The 14,844-nt window shown below is 38.0% G+C and carries 11 protein-coding genes; 3 read left to right on the forward strand and 8 right to left on the reverse strand.

All coding sequences use genetic code 11. From position 1 onward, the window contains the following. Nucleotides 1-33: 33 nt before the first annotated feature. From QZ562_RS05260 to queA, 7 genes are all read right to left on the reverse strand, one after another. On the reverse strand, nucleotides 34-2,931 hold the full coding sequence (locus QZ562_RS05260) for an insulinase family protein (RefSeq protein WP_293757683.1): 2,898 nt from the start codon (nucleotides 2,929-2,931) through the stop codon (nucleotides 34-36). Nucleotides 2,932-3,190: 259 nt separating this feature from the next. Further along, on the reverse strand, nucleotides 3,191-4,132 hold the full coding sequence (gene secF, locus QZ562_RS05265; protein ID WP_293757685.1) for a protein translocase subunit SecF: 942 nt from the start codon (nucleotides 4,130-4,132) through the stop codon (nucleotides 3,191-3,193). 10 nt (nucleotides 4,133-4,142) lie between these two features. Continuing rightward, entirely contained in the window at nucleotides 4,143-5,987 is a 1,845-nt protein-coding gene (gene secD / locus QZ562_RS05270) for a protein translocase subunit SecD (protein ID WP_293757687.1), read from the reverse strand. A gap of 61 nt (nucleotides 5,988-6,048) precedes the next feature. Further along, nucleotides 6,049-6,384 carry a preprotein translocase subunit YajC gene (gene yajC / locus QZ562_RS05275; protein ID WP_293757689.1) on the reverse strand — a complete coding sequence of 112 codons (336 nt, stop codon included), beginning with the start codon at nucleotides 6,382-6,384 and terminating at the stop codon, nucleotides 6,049-6,051. A 43-nt stretch (nucleotides 6,385-6,427) separates the two neighbouring features. Continuing rightward, complete coding sequence (gene tgt / locus QZ562_RS05280) at nucleotides 6,428-7,546, reverse strand: tRNA guanosine(34) transglycosylase Tgt (protein WP_293757691.1); 1,119 nt, start codon at nucleotides 7,544-7,546, stop codon at nucleotides 6,428-6,430. Between the two features lie 2,259 nt (nucleotides 7,547-9,805). Further along, a complete protein-coding gene (locus QZ562_RS05285; protein WP_293757693.1) occupies nucleotides 9,806-10,522 on the reverse strand; it encodes a hypothetical protein in 717 nt (238 codons plus the stop codon). A 55-nt stretch (nucleotides 10,523-10,577) separates the two neighbouring features. Continuing rightward, nucleotides 10,578-11,618, reverse strand: a complete 1,041-nt coding sequence (queA, locus tag QZ562_RS05290) for a tRNA preQ1(34) S-adenosylmethionine ribosyltransferase-isomerase QueA (RefSeq protein WP_293757695.1) — start codon at nucleotides 11,616-11,618, stop codon at nucleotides 10,578-10,580. A gap of 1,310 nt (nucleotides 11,619-12,928) precedes the next feature. Between queA and QZ562_RS05295 the strand changes: the two genes are divergently transcribed. Next, nucleotides 12,929-13,063, forward strand: coding sequence for a hypothetical protein (locus QZ562_RS05295; protein ID WP_293757697.1), 135 nt, complete (start codon nucleotides 12,929-12,931; stop codon nucleotides 13,061-13,063). A 72-nt stretch (nucleotides 13,064-13,135) separates the two neighbouring features. On the opposite strand, the gene QZ562_RS05300 is transcribed toward QZ562_RS05295, so the two are convergent. Beyond that, the gene (locus QZ562_RS05300; protein WP_293757699.1) at nucleotides 13,136-13,453 is read right to left on the reverse strand and encodes a DUF6471 domain-containing protein; all 318 of its coding nucleotides are present in this window, start codon (nucleotides 13,451-13,453) and stop codon (nucleotides 13,136-13,138) included. A gap of 185 nt (nucleotides 13,454-13,638) precedes the next feature. Between QZ562_RS05300 and QZ562_RS05305 the strand changes: the two genes are divergently transcribed. Both QZ562_RS05305 and QZ562_RS05310 read left to right on the forward strand, forming a co-directional pair. Beyond that, the gene (locus QZ562_RS05305) at nucleotides 13,639-14,028 is read left to right on the forward strand and encodes a YjfI family protein (protein ID WP_293757701.1); all 390 of its coding nucleotides are present in this window, start codon (nucleotides 13,639-13,641) and stop codon (nucleotides 14,026-14,028) included. A 29-nt stretch (nucleotides 14,029-14,057) separates the two neighbouring features. After that, complete coding sequence (locus QZ562_RS05310; RefSeq protein WP_293757703.1) at nucleotides 14,058-14,738, forward strand: PspA/IM30 family protein; 681 nt, start codon at nucleotides 14,058-14,060, stop codon at nucleotides 14,736-14,738. Nucleotides 14,739-14,844 lie beyond the last annotated feature (106 nt).

The following is a 14,844-nucleotide window of genomic DNA, read 5'->3' on the forward strand; positions in this document are numbered from 1 at the left end:
AATTAAGTTAAGAACAGATTAAAAAACAAAAGCTCACTGACCAAGCTGCTGATGGAAGCTGTCGATATCGGTAATCTTAATTGTTCCTTTAGGTTCAATAAAAGCTTTATCAGCAAATTTAGTACCACGCATTTGAATAAGTACTTGACCAAATTCCTTACCGTCTTCGATACGATTATAAAGATTTATTACATCATCCAAAGTCACTTTTTCAATTGCCGTGATGAGTCGTTCTCGACTATCAAATTGCCATTGCTGGTCACGCCAATCACCAGTAAATTTACCCATCTCTTCGGACAAATTTTTCGCTGGTAGAGTTAACGTTATCAATACACTATTTTTAGTGGTCGCGAACTCTTGAGCGGACACGTCAGCTAATTGCTGGGTAAAGCCTTCTCTGAATATTGCTATTCTCTCGTCTACTTCAATTAATCCTTTGACAGGGGATTGAATATAGTAACCCATCAATATTTGTTCTTTAAATGTTTGACCAAAAAAACCCACCGCATAACCTAGCTGCTCTTCAGTTCGGATTTGTTTGAACAGGGCAGGTCGGATAATCTGTGACAATACTCTTGCAGATGCTAGGTCTAGATCATTTCGTGGCGCCAGGTAGGCATCAATTAAACCGATATCTGTCATGTCCACATCTTCTTCCCAACTATAAATTGTCCCCAACTCAGGTTGTAATAATGGTGATTGATAAACTTCAGATACTTGACGCTCCGTAGGTAGTTGATTAAAAACTAAATCAGACAGCTGGTTCACTTGTCGCTCAGAATAGTTACCAAAAGCAAATACCCTAAAGTTGGCTTGTTTTAGCAATTGGTCTCTAAAAGCTGTGATTTCAGACGGCAAAATATTGTCAACTTCTGCTAATAAGGCTTCGTCACTAAATTCATCTAAGTTCGCCACTTGACTGAATTTAGGAAATAACTGGTTAAGTAAAATTTGTCGCTTACTGCTTTGAATATCTGATTTAAAACTAGCTTTTAGGTTACCTAATTCACTGTCACTAATATCAAAATCTAATATTTTTTTGAACGCATTTGCCAACAAAATGCCTTGTTTATCTGTGAAACCGCTCGCTGTGAGGGACAAACCATTAGATAAGCTGGTATTAAGTCCCATACCTGCAGCACCGGCCTCTGATTGAAGCTCGGTTAAGGTTTGGCGTAGACCTCGGTCTAATAGCTCTGCTAAAACATGATTTTTTGCAGTAGATTTAGTCAAACCACTATTTAAATCTAGCAAAATCCTGCCCTTTGGCTGCTTAAACAGCTCTGAATGACCAAGATGTACCATGTGCCCTTGTTTTGACACCAGCTGCATAGGTTGCTCAGTATATTTAGCCTCAACTAAATCAAAGTTTTCTGGCATCAGGCTATTGGCTCTGGGCAAGGCTAAAGTAAACTGTTCAGAAAGCTGCTGCCACTTTTTCTCTAGCTTAGTATTAATATCGTGCACACTATATTTACCCGCAAAATATTGCATGCCAAGCTCACCCTGTTGGTCTTTATCTATATAAAAAATACGAGCATTATCCAAAGTTAATTGGTCAAGAACTGCTTGGATGGCTTGTGGATTAAATCGCTGATATTCATAAGCACTACTGAGTACATATTCTGCTGGGATGTGTTGTAAATCAGCAGCAATTTTCATTGCGTAATTATAGTCATTGGTCTTTTCTTTAAAACGAAAACTATTATTGAGTGACTGCCTTATCTCGTTGAAATATCGAGGGTTGACACCCTTGTCTCGCAATAACGTTAAATACTGAAGCACTGCACCCATGACTTTATCGCGATTTTGCACACCAGTTTCAGTTAAATCTATATATAAAGTGAAACTGCCTGCATTGCCATATTCATTCGCATCATAGTTTGAATAAACCGCATTACTCAATCCAGCATCTCGCAATACCGATGCTAAAGTGCCAGGCATTTCATTAGCAAGTAAATAGTTAACATAACCATTGGGTTTAACCGCAAATTGTTTTGCATTATTTTCAATCACAAAATTTATGCGTAATTGTTTCATTTCCGTTTGTGGAATGTAGTGGATCAATTTTTTTAAGTGTTCAGGTTTAGCTACTGCAACTGACATTTCCGGACGTGTGGTATTTTTATTTGGTATTTGACCAAAATGCTGTTTTGCCAGTTTTTTCATATCTGCAAGGGGCAAATTGCTGATCATCGCACCTTTCATTAAGTTAGCTGAATAATAAGTGTGGTACATGTTCACCAAAGCAGTATGTAACTTATTGTTTTGTTTATCAGATAATGAATCTAAGTTGCCCCAATTAAACTGCGATACAGGGTGTTCAAGGTTAAGTGTTAAACCATTAAGCTGTTCCAAGATGACCCAATCATTTGGGCTTTTCATTGTCCACTCAGAATGCACTGCATTTCGCTCTTTATCAGCATAACTTTCATCTAATGTGGCTTCATAGAAAAATCCGCTAAAACGTGACAAAGCTTCGTCATAGGCATCGTTATTAACCGCTACCATATAATTAGTATGGTCTAACTGAGTGTAAGCATTTTGGCTGCCACCATTACGAGTAACAAATTCACCATAATTACCTACTTTAGGAAAACTTTTTGTGCCTAAAAATAACATATGTTCTAAGTAATGAGCTAAGCCCCCAAACTCTGTTGGCTCTTGCAAAGACCCAACAGCGACGCTTAATGCAGCTGCTGACTTTTCAATACTTGGATCAGATACCAGCATAATTTCTAACTGGTTATCAAGCAAAATGGACGTATATTCTCGTTTATCGATAGGACTTTTTACTATTTCGCTTTGCGGTTCGGGCTCGGTTGATATAACCACAGACTTGGATTTATTAGTTGAACCACAAGCATTTAACAATATGCTAGCGCCAATCAAAAGGACGAAATATTTGTTACGTCCGGTCAATGCGGTCATAAAATTTCCTGATGTTATATTGTGAATATGATTAGCCACAAAATATACCCTATTTAGAGCAATGGGTGGGTGTACAAACTGTTAGAAAGTATGTTTCCGAATAAAAAAAATACTTAATCAAGGAAACTGGGTAGCTTGTGCAAAAAACAGAACACAGGGTATAAGGAGTTATGTGCCAAGCACATAGTCTACACTCACAAAAACATTCTTTTCTGTGAGTGTAGATCCAACTTAGTTTAAAATATTTGTTTCTAACGACCTAAACCATAGGGTCTTGGTCAGCACCTTCTTTTTCTATTTCAGTAGGCATTAAGTCTTCTTTGCTGATGCCTAATGTAAGAGCGACCAAGCTGGCAACATATATCGAGGAATATGTACCGATTACTACACCAAATAATAAGGCGGTTGCAAAACCATGAATGGTCGCGCCACCAACAAAAAACAGAGCAAGTAATACTAAGATAGTCGTCAAAGACGTAATGATGGTTCGGTTCAAGGTTTGTGTAAGAGAAATATTGATAATTTCCTCTGACTCACCTTTTCTTATTTTGCGAAAGTTTTCTCTAATCCGATCACACACCACGATGGTATCGTTAAGTGAATAACCGATTACCGCAAGTACCGCAGCCAAAACAGTTAAATCAAACTCTAGACCAAGCACCGAAAATAGCCCCAAAGTAAGGATCACATCATGAGTTAACGCGGCTACTGAACCCAAAGCAAAACGCCATTCAAAACGTAACGCAACATATATAAGGATACAGATTAGAGCCACCAGCATAGCAAGCCCACCTTGTTCTGTTAGTTCTTCACCAACACTAGAACTTACGTAAGAACTGCCACGCATTTCTGCGCTACTGTCTGCCTCTTTTAACACTCTAATCGCTGCGTCACCTAACTCAGACGGTTTGACACCCTCACGCGAAGCTAAACGTATGAGTACATCTTGGCTACTGCCAAAGTTTTGTACTACTGCATCGTTGAAATCTGATGCTTCAAGTAGCTTACGTATTTGTACTAAATCTGCAGTTTGTTCATAACCGACTTCAATTTGAGTACCGCCAGTAAAGTCTAACCCCCAATTCAATTGGTTAATGGCTAAAGAAGTTAGCGAACCAATAATCAAAAACATCGACAAGAATGCCGCTGGTTTTTTTAACGACATAAAGGCAATGGTGTTTTTCATATTTAATATTTGCATGTTGGCACTCCTAAATTGACAACTTGGTCAGACGTTTACCGCCCCACCATGCATTAACGATTGCACGAGTCACAATGATTGCAGTAAACATTGAAGTGATAATCCCTATCATCAAGGTAATAGAGAAACCTTTTATCGGACCAGTGCCTACAGCAAACAAAATCAGGCCCACAATAAAGGTGGTAATGTTGGCATCTAATATGGTCGAAAACGCACTGTCATAGCCGTGATGAATAGCTTGTTGTGGACTTCGTCCATCTTTAATTTCTTCACGTATTCTTTCAAATATCAGTACGTTAGCATCGACTGCCATACCTACAGTCAAGACTATACCAGCCATACCAGGCAATGTAAGTGTGGCACCTGTAACCATCGACATAATGCCAATAATCATGACTAGGTTAAGTGTTAAAGCAACATTGGCAACTAAGCCGAATTTTTTGTAATAGATCACCATAAAAATAAGTACTGCGATGAAGCCATAAACAATCGCTTTTGTGCCTAAGTCAATGTTTTCTTGACCTAAACTTGGGCCAACCGTTCGCTCTTCAATAATTTGAATGGGTGCAATCAAAGCACCCGCTCTCAACAATAAAGCTAAATCATAAGCTTCTTGTGGAGAATCTAACCCAGTTGTTTCAAATGCATTACTAAATACACCATTGATGTTGGCAACACTAATAACACGCCTCTTCTCTTCAAAAATCAGCTTGTCATTTTCGTCTCGTTCATCAGTGGCTTTAAATTCAATAAAGACCACCGCCATTGGTTTGCCCACTGCTCGCTTAGTAAAGTTGAGCATCTTGGCACCACCTTTGGAGTCAAGTGAGATAGAGACCTTAGGCATACCATATTGGTCTACACCACTGTTGGCATCGATGATTGAACTACCCGCAACAATAACTTTTTTCTTAAGTAATTGTGGCCCACCTTTGTCATAGGGTAATAGTTCAGAGCCAGCAGGTACACGGCCATTAATAGCATCACGTACGTCATTCTCAAGGTCGACTTCACGATATTCTAGTGTTGCAGTGGCATTGAGTATTTCTTTTGCTTTTGCGGTGTCTTGGATACCGGGAAGTTGAACCACAATTCGATCTGGTCCTTGCTTTTGAACGGTAGGCTCAAGAACTCCCAATTGGTTTACACGGTTACGGATAATGGTGATGTTTTGTTTTACCGCATAATCTCGAGTTTCAGCTAGTTTTTGGTCAGACATATTGGCAAAGATAATCAATCCACTTCTTTCAACAAAAACCAAATCACGATTACGATTTTTAAGGAAAAACTCTGCTTCATCCAAGGTATCTTGATCACGGAAGTAAATTTCGACACCATCATCTAACTGTTTTACGGTGCGGTAACGAATACCCTCTTCACGTAAAGCGGTACGAAAATCGTCCACCATATCTTCTAGTGTTTTAGACAGAGCAGATTTCATATCTACCTCCATCAAAAAGTGCACACCACCACGCAAATCTAAGCCAAGCTTCATTGGTGTGCCACCTAAACTTTCTAACCAAGCGGGTGTATCTGGAGCTAAATTCATTGCCACAAAATAATCATCACCTAAAGCTTTTTCGATTTTTTCACGGGCGATTAACTGAGTATCCGAATCAATCAAACGAACAAGAATTTGTTCATTTTCTAGCACAATACTTTTACTAGAAATATTAGCAGCAGCCAGCTCAGCGGTCACCTTTTCAACTACAGCAGCATTAACAACGGCGTTTTTACCTGCGGAAATTTGTACTGCATGATCCTCGCCATACAAATTTGGAGAAGCATATAAAGCACAGATGCCGACCACAAATATTACCAATATGTACTTCCATAGCGGAGTTTGATTTAACACAAAAAATTCCTTACATTCTTCCAATAAAAAGGGGCTTCTTAGCCCCTTATTCACGCTATATTTATATTGCTTTCATGGTACCTTTTGGCAATACCGCTGAAACTGCAGATTTTTGAATGACAATATTAGTACTATCATTCAAAGCAATCTCGATAAAATCTTTCTCATCAGACACTTTTACAATTTTACCCAGCATTCCACCTTGAGTGAGCACCTCATCACCTTTGCCTAAGGAAGTGACTAGGTTTTTGTGCTCTTTAACACGCTTAGCTTGTGGACGATAAAGCATAAAATAAAAAATAAGACCAAACACGCCTAGCATGATCAACATTTCGAAACCGCCACCTGCTGAACCACCAGCATCTTGCGCATACGCATTGGATATAAATAAACTCATAAATTCCCCTATTTTTTGTAAATTTTAATTATGTTAATACCCGTTAGTTTTTCAACTGAGGCACAGGCAACTCTTTTTCTGCGTAAAATTTAGCGACAAATACATCAAGCTCATTAATGGCAATGGCATCTCGCAAACCTTGCATAATACGTTGGTAGTAACGCAAGTTATGAATGGTATTTAAACGTGCACCAAGAATCTCATTACATTTATCCAAGTGATGTAGATATGACCGAGAATAATTTTTACAAGTGTAACAATCACATTTTTCGTCTAATGGTCCCGTATCAGTTTTATGAACCGCGTTCCTAATTTTGACCACACCGCTGGTAATAAACATGTGGCCGTTGCGGGCATTTCGCGTGGGCATCACACAATCGAACATATCAATACCACGGCGAACAGCTTCCACAATATCTTCTGGTTTACCTACTCCCATCAAGTAGCGAGGTTTATCCGCGGGAATTTGGTCTGTGGTATGGTCAAGCACTTTTATCATCTCATCTTTTGGTTCACCGACTGATAAACCACCAATAGCATAACCATCAAAACCAATATCTTCGAGTCCGCACAATGATAAGTCCCGAAGTCCCTCATACATACCGCCTTGAATGATACCAAATAATGCAGACGGATTATCACCATGTTCAGTCTTACTCCGTTTTGCCCATCGCAAAGATAGTTCCATAGAAACTCGAGCTTCACTCTCAGTAGCAGGATAAGGAGTACATTCGTCAAATATCATCACAATATCTGATCCCAAGTCACGCTGCACCTGCATAGACTTCTCTGGAGTAAGAAGAATTTTTTCACCATTAATAGGTGAACGAAAAGTAACACCTTGTTCGGTGATCTTGCGTAGGTCTCCCAAACTAAATACTTGAAAACCACCCGAGTCAGTCAGGATAGGCTTATCCCAGTGCATAAAGTCATGCAAGTCACCGTGTAGTTTGATGATTTCAGTACCTGGACGCAGCATTAAATGGAAAGTATTGCCCAAACAAATATGTGCACCTGTCTCGTCTAACTCTTCCGGCGTCATACCTTTTACCGTTCCATAAGTACCCACCGGCATAAAAGCAGGTGTTTCAACAACACCACGGTCAAAAATCAAACGTCCCCGGCGAGCTTTACCGTCTGTATTATCTAATTCAAATTTCATTAATTTTCTCAGCTTACCGAAAAACAGTTCGATGGCGAAACTGGATGTTAATTGTGTGCAAACATATTTAGATGTTCTGCACCATTTAACAAGCCATGCTTAAAAACGATGCGGGATTATATACGAATCAGTCAAAGGTTGAAAACTTATCACGGATAATTTGAACTTCATTCATTAACTGAGATAAACACAACAACTGCAACCAACAGATTAATCGCTTACTCAGGATTCTTAAGGAAAGCCTAGTCATACGTCCTAATCTGAGTGACCTTAGTAAAAAACATCAACATTACCTCCACCAACATACTAATCAAAAAACGATTATATTAGAAATACTCACCATAAATTAATAAACTAGTGGGATGAGATCACTTTTTTAACGATCAGTCAAATTCATTAGATATCTCTGTAGTCACACCAAAAATTAAACGTTTCGCATTTTATAAAAATACTTGTTTCACTTAACAACACAAATATTTCCATCCGCACGTAATAAATTTTACAATTGTTCATCATCCAATGAATGTACTTAATAGGAATTTTGTTGCTTCTATTCATTGTCGACTAAGATATCAAAGCACATTCAGTTTTGCCTTGGGCAGAGTTGCTTTGGTTTTTTGGTATTGATGGAGTGGGACTATTCGAAGAGATCTGGGTCGGATTCATTCACATTTAGGAGCACATGTTAAGCAAGGCATTGATTCTAGTTTTATTTGCTGCCACCACTAACTTTGTTTTGGCTATATCTGTCCTTAAAATTAATCTCATTAGGGATATCGAGCCTGGGCCTTTTATTTTTACATTTAGCTTTGCCACCCTAATTATGCTGCCATTTTTGATTGTTAATGAGCTCAATCATGTTGTTTTTGTCGTTCTGGTTGCAGGTAATTTTATCTTTATTGGCTGTTATGGTTCTTGTAGTCTATCTTAGCGTCAGGTCACTGAGATCCGAATTTAGTTCGGTGGGCCATACCCACAATGTGTTCGACACCACTTAATAAATTGGTGCTGCTGCAGTTGACATGAAAACTGGCATCAGAGGTTTCTACTTGCCGGGCAAGAAGAGCTTCTCGAACTCTATACTAGTGATAAAGCACATTTTTAGTTTTTGCTCAAAATGCTTTCACAAACTTGTCAGATAATTCCTTCCAGGTAACGCTATTAAGCGATGTTAGGTCCACGATAGATAACTGGATAATAATCGTGGATGAAGTTGTCTACATGGCGGTGCAAGTAAAAGATAAACAATATTTCGATAAATTTAGGGGCCAAATAAAAACCTTTAAAGACCGAGAAAGACAAGTAATTCCTCCCGTCTGAGTTTTAACGGCGAGCATCAACCCAATCCCGATTTGAAACTCATCTTTCAATTTGAATCGGGCGAAGATTAAACTGCACGAAGTGAAAATGATTTGATTAGCGGAGCTTAGTCATTAGATCTGATATTTATCAAAGGAAGAGCTTTATACTTTGGAGTAAAAGATAGTTCTGGTTCAGCTTAGTTGGGCATATACTGTTTCTAAATCATTATACAAATGATTATAATTTTCGCTGAGTAAATCGGTGATCTTGGTAATTTATCGGATGCCATTGGCATTTAAGGTCAAACTGACAATGCCATTTATTATAAATCGATCAATTAATTCAGTTTTAATATTGCGACAACTGATGCACCCGAAGAAGGCGAAAATGATACCAACTATTTTCTACTAAAAGCTAAACCTCCAATACAGAACAAACTGCAGCGGCCTCTACTATTGGTTATAACCTTGGATTATTTAGCCTAGGCGGTAGTTATCAAACTGAAATGGATATTGCTGGATTATCCAGTAATGATCGTGACAGTTTTACAATAGGCGAGGTATTTACGGAAAAAAAATAAGGGTCAAGATACAATTTTCAAACAGTTAAAGGTAAGGGTATGGAGAAAACAATGGCACAGCTCAAACCACCTTTGAACATGTTTATATTTTCGATAAACAAACAGCGATGTATATAGCCTACACTAGCACCCGAAATGACAATAACGATAGTTTTGTGTTAATGATAAGGTCCATGGAGATAAAGAAACACCGATAATGGGTAATGACTCCAACGCTATTTCGGTCGTTATTGTTTATGCCTTTTCTCATCAATTAATCAAATAATGTAAAACCTTATTTCAATCGGAAAACTATGGGGGCGGTCCTTAAAATACTTATTGGAAGCACCTTCCAGCCTTATGACTGACGACATATTTATGACAACTAATTTAAACAGTTAGACTGACGATGTTTTTCTTGCAAATGTATCACCACCACATTTTGTGCACGGTAGGATCCTCTGTACGCCAGTAATATTATGACTATGGCCACATTTTTTACAAATAAGCTCACCAATAGCTACCAATTCTCCTGCACTGTATGTTCCATGTTGGGCGATATCTATTTGCATTTCAAAAAATTCCAATTTACTCCGATCTGACATACGAGCAATTGTCTGCCAAATTTCGTATTTGGTGTTCTGCCACCAAAACGAGTTATCTACATCTTCACTTAAGCGTTGGCTGAAAGCTTTAAAATCCCTTAACAAATAGTTTTCTAGAGTATAAATTTCTTCCAAACTAAGATCTTCTGCCGCTCGCAAATAAGCCTTGGCCTGAGTAACTAAATCCATCATTGTTAATAGATCCTGCTCAGCAGATTGCAGGATCCAATCAGACAAGTTTTCTAACAAAGACTGATAACGAGATTTCTGTTTACCCATGGTTAATTCACCCTGCATTATGCAAATACAATTGATATTTATTAAATTATAGTCCACATGTAAATATAAGGACTCTTTTACTAACAAATAGGCGACTGTGGCAGGGCGATGGTTTGAATCATTAATTTCAAACATTTCATAGTCAATAAATTTAATTGACCCCCCTTTTAAAAATGGCTGAGACAAAAACCCTGATTGGCGTTTCAATTTACGAAAAATAAAAGTTTCCAACACTGACTGCTTTACTGAGTTTAACGACAGCTAATTGATCTATTCCAAATAAGCGTTAATTTTTATTCAAAAACATTGCGTCACCGTAGCTAAAGAAACGATACTCTTTCTCTATTGCTTGTTGATAAGCACTTTCAATATTTTGTTTTCCACAAAAGGCACTGACTAACATTAACAAAGTAGATTCGGATAAATGAAAGTTAGTTAACATGGCGTCTATCAGCTGAAACTCATAGCCAGGATAGATAAAAATATCGGTATCCGAAAAAAAAGGTGCCAATTCAGAGCCAGCTTTTAGTGATGCATGTGCAGCTGATTCTATCGAACGCACTGAAGTAGTCCCCACCGCAATAATACGTTTACCAGCAGCCTTTGTAGCTAAAATAGCATCAACTACTTGCTGCGATACTTCTGCATATTCAGAATGCATTTGGTGTTCAATAATATTGTCGACACGAACAGGCTGAAACGTGCCAGCACCGACATGTAAAGTAACAAATTCACTGTTGACACCTTTGTCTTTTAGCTGCTGTAAAATATCTTCATCGAAATGCAAACCAGCTGTGGGAGCAGCAACAGCGCCGGGCACTTTGTTATACACAGTTTGATAACGTTCTTTGTCTGAATCTTCATCGGGACGATCAATATAAGGTGGCAACGGCATGTGGCCAAACTGTTCAAGTAGGGCTAAAACAGGTTCATCATTCAAAAATTTCAATTCAAATAAAGCATCATGGCGTGCGACCATTTCAGCTTTCACTGTGCCTTCGAGTATTAATTTACTGCCTACTTTTGGCGCTTTACTGGCTCTAACGTGAGCTAGTACACGGTGTTCATCTAATACACGCTCAATCAAGATTTCAACTTTACCACCTGATTCTTTCTGACCTAATAACCTTGCTGGGATCACTCGAGTGTTATTAAAAATTAACAAATCGCCTTCGTCGATTAAACCAAGGATGTCTGTGAATTGTTTGTGCGTGATATCACCACTTTTACCATCTAAGTGCATCAGGCGACTGCTACTGCGCTTTTCGGTAGGGTAACGAGCTATAAGGTTTTCTGGAAGAACGAAATGGAAATCAGATAGTTTCATAGTTGTCTCAACATTATTTGTAGTCTATTTTACGTATATTAATTAATACCTGCAATCAGGTCTGCATACCCAATTTTAATTGCAGATAAATTTTACTAAATTAGAATGAGTTAACAGTTAGATTATTGACGTTTTCTCCCAAAAACTGCCATTTGCTCGGTTATCACTTCGATGTCCGAGCTTTTTTTTGTCTTGATATTTATTGCTGCAGACAAGTCACATTGACTAATACTGCAGCTCTTTCAAAAAAACAATCATCAGCTTAAAAGTTAATTTGTACTACCTAATATTCTTTTTTTTTCTACACGATCTCATTTATTTGTGCTTTTTAGTAAATATTAACGGTTCAAAGTTTTTACAAATAATTAAAAAAGAATATTTTGCGGATGTTGTCTAGTTAGTAACCATGTTAATTATTATTAATCAAAGGAATAGCTGCCACTGCAACGACATGGTTCAGTAAGTTACCTTTAACACTATGTATTTTGTTTTGGGGCATGTCGTCTTAACCATAATTCCCATTATAGTTTTTAATGCAGCGCTTTATATCAACAATCATATTATGTGACCTTTAATCGGATTTATTTTACTCAGCGTCACCATTGGTATGTTAACAGCAGCATTAATAGCATTAACAGAAAATGATATTATTTTTTACTAGGTTGAACATGCACAATCTTTTCCCTGGATAGCGGCACCGACTTATGGTCAGTTATTTTTACTACCGATCCTGTTGCAGTTGTTACTCAGCTAAATAAGGCCAAAGCACCCTGTAAATTCGCTAACTTGATTTAAATATAAAGTCTGTTTAACGATGCTACAGCAACCGAACTGTCTGATGTTTTGTCAGCCGCTTCCCTAGATGAACACCAATTAACAGATTTTGGTGCTATTGGCTTGTTAGCAAAAGTTATAAGCAGCGGCTTAATAGTCGGTGTTATTATGGCCAGATTGACTATCTTCGTTTTAAAAATGATCCCTACAACTTATACTAATATTATCATCACTGGCCTTGTATTAGCTTATGGTGGTCTTTACCTGCTAGCATATGTTTTCATGTGTCAGGGAACATTACTTTATTATTTACCGCGATAATTGCTATAGATATCTTATTAAGTTTTAAGGTGTACAAATAGAAATTCATCAGAGTTGGGTTTTTTTGGCTTTCTGACCAACTTAATTTTACTTAGTGGGCTTCATGTTCACATTAAATATGTTGTTGATCATCGGTAGCTATTCTTATTTTGGTATTGGCCGCTTTTACTTCAGCCTTAATTGGCAACTATTTATCCATTGGGCTTGGAAAGTTTGTGCAAAAAACACCACACAATTTAATTGTACATTATGGTTTAGGGCAACTGATCACCATCACTTTATTGCTCTCCTTGTTAATTGAATTGGAACACTGCTGGACAATACAATCTATCGGATTTGGTGTGGAATAGTTTATTAATCCATTCAAGCAACAACTCATCCATAGTCAGTAAAACAAACTTTAAACAGAAACACGCCTGAATCTAATCTAATGGACTATCTAAGTCGGCAAAGATTTCAATAATGTCATCTCGCTCAATTTTGCGCATATTGAGCACATACATGATTTGTAACAACAAATCTGCACCCATAATGCCCTTATTAATTTTATTTCTAAGGTTGTCTGCGCTTTGATGTATCCCTATATTAGATAATCTATCGCTAAGATCTTGGTACTTAGTGCCACGCTTTGACATTTCAGCTTTGAGTAGACGCTGAACCAGTTGTCGCCAATCGGCTGCAAGCGATGGTATGGTACTATTTGCATTTACATCTGTTGTTTCATCATTGTTTTTGGACATAGCTTTATTTTTACCCGATAGTCAAACGTGAATTATAATTTACATTTAAAACTTATAAATATCAAATGTTGTAAAATATAATTTGACATATTAACTTTAAACTGACTAAAATATAAAACGTAATATCACTGATGGTCAACATCTTTGAGTTGCGGTTTAGTCAATAGCCCTACAGGAGAGTAGCCATGACTTGGGATCTTAACCAACTTGAGACCCTTTTAGCAGACAACGAAGACTTAGTTGTCACTAAAGAAGAAAATTGTTTATTAATAGCAAATAGCGACGGTATAGATGCATGGTTAGCCATTAGTGGTGAGCAAATTTTGGTTGAATCACTGCTATTTGCCAAAACCGAAGTCAAGGACTGTGTGGCATTGAATGAAGAAATTCTAAAAACACACATGATATTTCCACTGACTACAGTGGGCATATCGCAAGTCGCTGGTGAAGAATATTACACCGCGTTTGGATCGTTAAGCTCACAGTCAAAAGCTGAGAGTGTGATGATTGAGCTAGTTACCCTGTTTCAAAATGTTGAAGCATTTTTAGATGCATATCAAGATCATTTGCAGTAGCATTTATTTTATAAATTAGGAGTAGGAATATGTCAGTTTGGAGAAAATTAGTCACTGCTGTTAAAGGCGGAGCAACTGAAGCGGCGCAATCTGTCGCTGATAGTCAGGCCATTCGTATTCTTGAACAAGAAATTCGTGATGCCAAAGACGAACTGCGTAAGTCAGATCATGCGAGAACTCAAATATTGGCCAAATGCAAATTAGCTCAACAAAAAGTTGATAGCTTGCAAGGTTCTGTCGAGCAATACGAGACGCACGCTCGTAAGGCAATAGATACAGACCGTCAATTAGCCTTGGACTGTGCACAAAAAGTGGGTGATTTACGTGCCGAGCAAGAAGGTGAACAAAAGTACCTTGATCAGTTTAAGCAGTCTGAAAAACAACTGGCTGTAAATATTAAGCAAGCTAAATCAAACTTAAAACGTCTAGAGCAACAGGTTGATATGGTAAAGGCTACTGAGTCAGTACAAAAAGCTCAGGTTGCAGTATCATCTCGCCACCTAGGCGCTAATAGTAAAATGAAAACTGCCACTGAATCACTATCACGTATTCAAGACAAGCAGAACTTGCGTAATGCTGAATTACAAGCTGCCGAAGAGTTGGCAACTGAAGAGTCGAGTGATGATTTGAGTAAACGTTTAGCTGAAGCAGGCATAGCTGGCGGCAGTTCATCTGCAGATGACGAACTCAGCCGTATTTTAGGCAAATAACTCATTAGCATTTGAATTGAAATAAGACAAAGCAAATGATGTTTCCAAAGTTACGCAAAATGTTGGTTCGAGTGTTTGCTGAGATGCGCTGGTACAATATTGTACT

Origin of the sequence: uncultured Paraglaciecola sp., assembly GCF_913058035.1 — a bacterium.
Lineage (GTDB): Bacteria > Pseudomonadota > Gammaproteobacteria > Enterobacterales > Alteromonadaceae > Paraglaciecola.